Annotated in this window: 8 protein-coding genes; 7 read left to right on the plus strand and 1 reads right to left on the minus strand. The window is 57.3% G+C overall.

Going from position 1 to position 7,315, the window contains the following annotated elements:
• Positions 1-510: kinase/pyrophosphorylase (locus AC1DSG_RS24555; RefSeq protein WP_477793216.1), on the minus strand; the 510-nt coding region annotated here is incomplete at its 3' end.
• A gap of 174 nt (positions 511-684) precedes the next feature.
• Between AC1DSG_RS24555 and ppsA the strand changes: the two genes are divergently transcribed.
• From ppsA to sigX, 7 genes are all read left to right on the plus strand, one after another.
• Entirely contained in the window at positions 685-3,060 is a 2,376-nt protein-coding gene (gene ppsA, locus AC1DSG_RS24560) for a phosphoenolpyruvate synthase (RefSeq protein WP_007944516.1), read from the plus strand.
• 90 nt (positions 3,061-3,150) lie between these two features.
• The gene (locus AC1DSG_RS24565; RefSeq protein WP_477793217.1) at positions 3,151-4,140 is read left to right on the plus strand and encodes an alpha/beta fold hydrolase; all 990 of its coding nucleotides are present in this window, start codon (positions 3,151-3,153) and stop codon (positions 4,138-4,140) included.
• A gap of 120 nt (positions 4,141-4,260) precedes the next feature.
• Positions 4,261-4,752, plus strand: a complete 492-nt coding sequence (gene rraA / locus AC1DSG_RS24570) for a ribonuclease E activity regulator RraA (protein ID WP_046816185.1) — start codon at positions 4,261-4,263, stop codon at positions 4,750-4,752.
• Positions 4,753-4,775: 23 nt separating this feature from the next.
• Positions 4,776-5,771: a zinc transporter ZntB gene (locus AC1DSG_RS24575; RefSeq protein WP_477793218.1), complete on the plus strand. Its 996-nt coding sequence runs from the start codon at positions 4,776-4,778 to the stop codon at positions 5,769-5,771.
• A 63-nt stretch (positions 5,772-5,834) separates the two neighbouring features.
• The gene (locus AC1DSG_RS24580) at positions 5,835-6,083 is read left to right on the plus strand and encodes a CrfX protein (protein ID WP_462021988.1); all 249 of its coding nucleotides are present in this window, start codon (positions 5,835-5,837) and stop codon (positions 6,081-6,083) included.
• A gap of 1 nt (position 6,084) precedes the next feature.
• Positions 6,085-6,909: a mechanosensitive ion channel family protein gene (locus AC1DSG_RS24585; protein WP_008048604.1), complete on the plus strand. Its 825-nt coding sequence runs from the start codon at positions 6,085-6,087 to the stop codon at positions 6,907-6,909.
• 87 nt (positions 6,910-6,996) lie between these two features.
• The coding region (gene sigX / locus AC1DSG_RS24590; protein ID WP_477793219.1) for an RNA polymerase sigma factor SigX at positions 6,997-7,315 on the plus strand (319 nt) is incomplete at its 3' end.

A 7,315-nucleotide genomic window follows, 5' to 3' on the forward strand; every position in this document is an offset into this window, starting at 1 on the left:
GCCGAATTGCATGGCCATGTACAGACAGGTCGGGGTCTTGCCGCAACGCGACACGCCGACCATGATCAAATCGGCCTTGTCGTAGTAGTGCGTGCGGGCGCCATCGTCGTTGTCGAGGGCGAAGTTGACCGCCTCGATGCGCTCCATGTAGTTGGTGCTGGAGCCGATGGAGTGGGATTTGCCCACGGTGTAAGAAGAATGCTCGGTCAATTCCTGCTCAAGCGGTGCCAGGAAGGTCGAGAAAATGTCGATCATGAAACCATTGGAGGTCGCGAGGATCTCACGGATGTCCTGATTGACGATGGTGTCGAAAATAATCGGCCGGAAACCGTCGGTTTCAGCGGCTTTGTTGATTTGTTGTACCATGGCCCGCGCTTTTTCCACGTTATCGATGTACGGTCGCGTGAATTTGCTGAAGGTAATGTTTTCGAACTGCGCCAGGAGGCTTTGACCCAGGGTTTCGGCCGTGATGCCGGTACCGTCGGAAATAAAGAAAGCAGATCGTTTCATTTGCACCTTGGGCCTTAAGCTAATAACGAATCTTGGATATGATAGGCGCGATTTGTCGGCCGCCAGTGGCCCGCATTCTCACTTATTTTCCAGGTCCAGGCCATACAGCTGGCAAACGCTCCTTTGAGCAGCCGGCGTCTGAGCTTTTCCAACACAGTTAGTGGAGAGATCACCTTGGTAGAGTACGTAGTTTCCCTCGATAAGCTCGGCGTCCATGATGTAGAGCACGTAGGGGGCAAGAACGCATCCCTTGGCGAGATGATCAGTAACCTTGCAGGTGCCGGTGTATCGGTGCCCGGTGGCTTCGCCACGACAGCTCAGGCTTATCGTGATTTTCTGGAACTGAGCGGCCTCAACGATCAGATCCACGCCGCCCTCGACGCCCTGGATGTCGACGATGTCAACGCCCTGGCCCGTACCGGCGCCCAGATCCGTCAATGGATCATGGAAGCCGAGTTCCCCGAGAAGCTCAACGCCGAGATCCGTACCGCGTTCGCCACGCTGTCGGCCGGCAACCCTGACATGGCCGTGGCCGTGCGCTCTTCTGCTACCGCCGAAGACTTGCCGGACGCATCTTTTGCCGGTCAGCAGGAAACCTTCCTGAACATCCGTGGTGTCGAAAACGTCATTCGCGCCGCCAAAGAGGTGTTCGCTTCGCTGTTTAACGACCGTGCGATTTCCTACCGTGTGCACCAGGGCTTCGATCACAAGCTGGTGGCTCTGTCGGCTGGCGTTCAGCGCATGGTCCGCTCCGAGACCGGCACCGCCGGCGTGATGTTCACCCTCGACACCGAGTCGGGTTTCCGTGACGTGGTGTTCATCACCGGCGCCTACGGCCTGGGTGAAACCGTCGTACAAGGCGCGGTGAACCCGGATGAGTTCTACGTGCACAAAGGCACGCTGGCCGCTGGTCGTCCAGCCATCCTGCGCCGCAACCTGGGCAGTAAAGCCATCAAGATGATCTACGGCGAAGTCGCCACGGCCGGCAAGTCGGTCAAGACCATCGACGTTGACAAGGCTGATCGCGCTCGTTTCTGCCTGAGCGACGCTGAAGTCAGCGAACTGGCCAAGCAAGCAATGATCATCGAAAAGCACTACAAGTGCCCGATGGACATCGAATGGGCCAAAGACGGCGACGACGGCAAGCTCTACATCGTTCAGGCCCGTCCTGAAACCGTGAAGAGCCGCACCCAGGCCAACGTCATGGAGCGTTACCTGTTGAAAGAAACCGGCACTGTGCTGGTTGAAGGTCGCGCCATCGGCCAGCGCATCGGCGCCGGCAAGGTCCGCATCATCAAGGACGTGTCCGAGATGGACAAAGTCCAGCCGGGCGACGTGCTGGTTTCCGACATGACCGACCCGGATTGGGAACCGGTCATGAAGCGCGCCAGCGCCATCGTCACCAACCGTGGCGGTCGTACTTGCCACGCGGCGATCATCGCTCGCGAACTGGGCATCCCGGCCGTGGTCGGTTGCGGCAACGCCACCCAGCTGTTGAAAGACGGCCAGGGCGTGACGGTTTCCTGCGCTGAAGGCGACACCGGTTACATCTTCGAAGGCGAACTGGGCTTCGACATCAAGAAAAACTCCGTCGATGCCATGCCGGACCTGCCGTTCAAGATCATGATGAACGTCGGTAACCCTGACCGCGCCTTCGACTTCGCGCAACTGCCGAACGCCGGTGTGGGCCTGGCCCGTCTGGAATTCATCATCAACCGCATGATTGGTGTTCACCCGAAAGCGCTGTTGAACTACGACGGTCTGCCACAGGACATCAAGGACAGCGTCGACAAGCGCATTGCCGGTTACAACGACCCGGTCGACTTCTATGTCGACAAGCTGGTGGAAGGCATCAGCACTCTGGCTGCAGCGTTCACGCCGAAAAAGGTCATCGTGCGTCTGTCGGACTTCAAGTCCAACGAATACGCGAACCTGATCGGCGGCAAGCTGTACGAGCCGGAAGAAGAAAACCCGATGCTGGGCTTCCGTGGCGCTTCGCGTTACATCAGCGAATCGTTCCGTGACTGCTTCGAACTCGAGTGCCGCGCCCTCAAGCGTGTGCGCAACGAGATGGGCCTGACCAACGTCGAAATCATGGTGCCGTTCGTTCGTACCCTGGGCGAAGCCAGCCAAGTGATCGATCTGCTGGCCGAAAACGGTCTGGCTCGCGGTGAAAACGGTCTGCGCATCATCATGATGTGCGAACTGCCATCCAACGCGATCCTGGCTGAAGAGTTCCTGGAATTCTTCGACGGCTTCTCGATTGGTTCCAACGACCTGACTCAGCTGACGCTGGGCCTGGACCGCGACTCCGGGATCATCGCGCACCTGTTCGACGAGCGAAATCCGGCGGTCAAGAAGCTGCTAGCCAATGCCATTGCCGCGTGCAACAAGGCTGGCAAGTACATCGGCATTTGCGGTCAGGGTCCTTCGGACCACCCGGACCTGGCCAAGTGGCTGATGGAGCAGGGCATCGAAAGCGTTTCGTTGAACCCCGATTCCGTACTGGAAACCTGGTTCTTCCTGGCTGAAGGTCAGGCTTCGGCGTGATGTGAATGAAGCCCCGGCCGAATGGCCGGGGCTTTAATTTGAGTAGGGCGGGCTCCATTTGGATGCCGCCCTTTTTTGTGCAAGAGCATTATGCAAAGCAGCAGCAACCTATTTCCTGTCGCCCTGATCAGCGCCGAACGACGCGGTGATCTGAGCGAAGATGTTTATCGATTGAAACCGGCCAACAGCCCGGACCCTAGCGTCGAGCTGGCCGTTACCCGGCTGGGCATGGCCGATGGACCGGCGGGGCGCGGTGTGCCGGTGATTCTGTTGCACGGCAGCTTTTCCAATCGGCGCTTCTGGTTTTCCCCAAAAGGGCTGGGGTTGGGCGCTTACCTGGCGCGTCTGGGATTCGACGTATGGATCCCGGAAATGCGCGGCCATGGCCTGTCCCAGCGCAATCTGAACTACCGCAAGAACCGTGTCGCCGATTACGCTCGTTACGATCTGCCAGCCATTGGCGCGTTTGTGCGTGAGCAAAGCGGCCAGGTTCCGCACTGGATCGGTCACTCACTGGGCGGTATCACGCTGGCAGCAGCGTTGGGCGGTGAGTACATCGGCGAACCTGTGGTAGCGTCTGCGGCGTTCTTTGGTGCGCAGGTCAGCCGGACCTACTGGCCATTGAAAATTCCACCGGTGGAATGGAGCGGACGTTTCATTCTCAAGCGCTTTGCGCAGCTGTCCGGTTCACGGCTAAAGCGTGGCCCGGAGGACGAGCCGATTGGCTTGGCCCTGGAAAGCATGCGCTGGTACGGACTGTTCGGGCGTTTTGGCGATGCCGACAAGGACTGGTGGGCCGGGTTAGCCGACGTTGCCATGCCGGTGTTGGCTGTGAGTGCTGCTGGTGATCATCAGGACCCGGCGTGGGCGTGCCGCAAACTGTTCGACCAAATGGGTTCTGAACGCAAGCAATTCATCAACCTTGGCCGCGAACAGGGCTTTGGCGACGATTTTGGTCACGTTGAAATGCTGGTCAGCAAAGCCGCTCAAGCCGAAGTCTGGCCGTTGGTGGCGCGTTGGCTGGGCGATCAACAGACACCCTTGATGGGCGACAAGCCGGATCTGGCCGCGGCAGTTTGAGCCCGATGCTCTAACAAGGGCATTCCGCTCTGTTCGGCTTGCGGCTAAGATATGACGCATTGAGCTATTTTGGTCACGTTCGACACCCTCGATTGTCTTCCTCTTTACAGGAGTTTCTCGATGAACCATTACCTCACGCCTGACCTGTGCGACGCCTATCCGGAGCTGGTGCAGGTGCTGGAACCGATGTTCAGCAATTTCGGTGGCCGTGATTCTTTCGGCGGCGAAATCGTGACCATCAAATGCTTCGAAGACAACTCTCTGGTCAAGGAACAAGCCGAGCTCAAGGGCAATGGCAAGGTGTTGGTGGTCGACGGTGGCGGTTCTCTGCGTCGTGCGCTGCTGGGCGACATGATCGCCGAGAAAGCCGCGAAAAACGGTTGGGAAGGGCTGGTGATCTACGGCTGCATCCGTGACGTCGATGTCATCGCACAAACCGACCTCGGTGTTCAGGCCCTGGCCAGCCACCCGATGAAAACCGACAAGCGCGGTCTCGGCGATCTCAACGTAGCGGTGACCTTTGCCGGCGTGACGTTCCATCCAGGCCATTACATTTATGCGGACAACAACGGCGTGATCATTTCGCCAAGCCCGCTGAAAATGCCTGAATAAGCCAAACCAACAAAGGGATGCGGATGTTCGAGGAAGAAAACGCGCAGTGGGGACTGGTGCATGCCCTCGTGCTGGACGGTAAAGGCGGTGCGCGTTCGATAGCCCGGACTGAACTCGATGAATTGCAGCTACAGGCCCATGAAAGCCTGTGGTTGCACTGGGATCGCAGTCATCCACAAACCCAGACCTGGCTGCGTAAATCCAGCGGTCTGAGTGCATTCAGCTGTGATCTTTTACTCGAAGAAAACACTCGGCCGCGTCTGTTGCCCTTGCCGGAAGCCGAACTGTTGCTGTTTCTGCGTGGGGTCAACCTGAACCCCGGCGCAGAACCGGAAGACATGGTCTCGGTGCGAATCTTCGCCTCGGCCCAGCGAGTTATTTCCTTGCGTCTGCGACCGTTGCGCGCAACCGATGAATTGCTGGTGCAGCTCACCGATGGCAAGGGGCCGAAAACCGCCTCCGAACTCGTCCTGTATATGGCGCAGTACCTCACCAACAAAGTGCAGGATCTGGTCAGTTGCCTCTCCGAAGTGGTCGATGAGGAAGAAGAAAAACTGGATACCGACGAACGGTATACCCCCGAGCATGGCGCCATTTTGCAGATTCGTCGCAGGGCCGCCGCGCTGAAACGATTCCTTGCGCCGCAACGTGAAATTTTCGGACAATTGACGAGGATCAAACTGCCTTGGTTTGTCGACGACGATGGCGATTACTGGAACGAATTGAACAACAGCCTGACCCGCTATCTTGAGGAGCTGGAATTGACCCGGGAGCGGGTGGGCCTGGTCCTTGAGGCTGAAGACAGGCGTTTGAGCGTGCGCATGAATCGCACGATGTACCGTTTCGGGATCATCACCGGGATCTTTTTGCCGATGAGTTTTCTGACTGGTCTCTTGGGGATCAACGTGGGTGGCATTCCGTTCTCTGCCAGTCCCTATGGCTTCCTGATTGCGTGCCTGATGATGGTCTCGGTGGCGCTCGGGCAGTGGTGGTTATTTCGACGTTTGCGCTGGGTCTGAGGATGAGTCATGTGACCCGGGCAAATCTGACCGCGTCTTTCACAGACATCACGAGAGGTGCGTATGCACGATCCGTTTGAACAGTCTTTGCGTGACATGCTCAATGCATCACCATCCACCCGGGACGACGATGCGTGCCTTGGGCGTGTACTGAAAACCGCCAACCGCCAGGTCGGCGCCGGCGATCTGTTCAGCCTGCTGGGTCGCTGGTTGCCCGCGCTGATGATTGCCCTCAATAACGGCTCGGCCCACGTCTCGCCGGTTTCCCGTCTTCGTAAACCTACCGTTCGCACTGCTGATAAGGCTGATTAATATGGAACTTGATCTCTGGACTCAGAGCCTCGTCACTGCAATGACTGCGTTATGGACCAAGGTTGCGAACTTCATTCCGAACCTGTTCGGCGCACTGGTTGTGCTGCTGTTGGGTTTCGTCGTGGCGAAACTTTTGGACACTTTATTGTCCAAGCTGCTCGCCAAGCTGGGGCTTGATCGCCTGATGGGCGGCACCGGCCTGACCAAATTGCTGTCCCGCGCCGGGCTTCAAGTTCCGATCTCGACCCTGATCGGAAAAATTGTCTATTGGTTCGTTCTGCTAATTTTTCTGGTTTCTGCCGCAGAATCCCTTGGACTTGAGCGAGTTTCAGCTACGCTGGATATGCTAGCTCTGTATTTGCCAAAAGTATTCGGCGCGGCGCTGGTGTTGCTCGTAGGTGTTTTGTTGGCACAACTGGCCAATGGGCTGGTACGCGGTGCGGCAGAAGGCGTAGGACTGGACTACGCTTCAGGATTGGGACGAATTGCTCAGGGGCTGGTGATTATCATCAGCATTTCGGTTGCGATCAGCCAGTTGGAGGTCAAGACTGACCTTCTGAACCATGTAATCGTTATCGTATTGATTACCGTTGGTCTGGCAGTTGCGTTGGCCATGGGTTTGGGAAGCCGGGAAATCGCCGGTCAGATTCTTGCGGGAATCTATGTGCGTGAGCTATATCAGGTTGGGCAACAAGTGCGTGTTGGCGAGGTTGAGGGGCAGATAGAAGAGATCGGCACGGTTAAAACTACATTGCTGACCGATGAGGGTGAGCTAGTCTCTCTCTCGAATCGGATTCTCCTGGAGCAGCATGTGAGTAGCCGCTAACCCGGCAAACCCTGCTAACGTATGCCGCCGCAAAATGCCCTGAAAGGGCTGCGGCGGACATTGACCTGACTGTCGGCCCGACTTGTTTTGAATAAAGCTCAATCGCTCTCCACGCGCTACGACCCCCGCGAGCTCTCTGATGAGGAGTTGGTCGCGCGCTCGCATACCGAGCTGTTTCACGTAACGCGCGCCTATGAAGAATTGATGCGGCGTTACCAGCGAACATTATTTAACGTCTGTGCCCGATACCTTGGGAACGATCGCGACGCAGACGATGTCTGTCAGGAAGTGATGCTGAAGGTGTTGTATGGCTTGAAGAACTTTGAGGGGAAATCGAAGTTCAAGACGTGGCTATACAGCATCACGTACAACGAATGCATCACACAGTATCGAAAGGAACGGCGAA

The sequence above is a fragment of the Pseudomonas sp. P5_A12 genome (assembly GCF_056400685.1).

Excerpts from the sequence above, each read along its gene's own strand:
- AC1DSG_RS24565 (WP_477793217.1), top strand. The coding sequence starts at position 3,151 with ATGCAAAGCAGCAGCAACCTATTTCCTGTCGCCCTGATCAGCGCCGAA.
- rraA (WP_046816185.1), top strand. The coding sequence starts at position 4,261 with ATGAACCATTACCTCACGCCTGACCTGTGCGACGCCTATCCGGAGCTG.
- AC1DSG_RS24575 (WP_477793218.1), top strand. The coding sequence starts at position 4,776 with ATGTTCGAGGAAGAAAACGCGCAGTGGGGACTGGTGCATGCCCTCGTG.
- AC1DSG_RS24580 (WP_462021988.1), top strand. The coding sequence starts at position 5,835 with ATGCACGATCCGTTTGAACAGTCTTTGCGTGACATGCTCAATGCATCA.
- AC1DSG_RS24585 (WP_008048604.1), top strand. The coding sequence starts at position 6,085 with ATGGAACTTGATCTCTGGACTCAGAGCCTCGTCACTGCAATGACTGCG.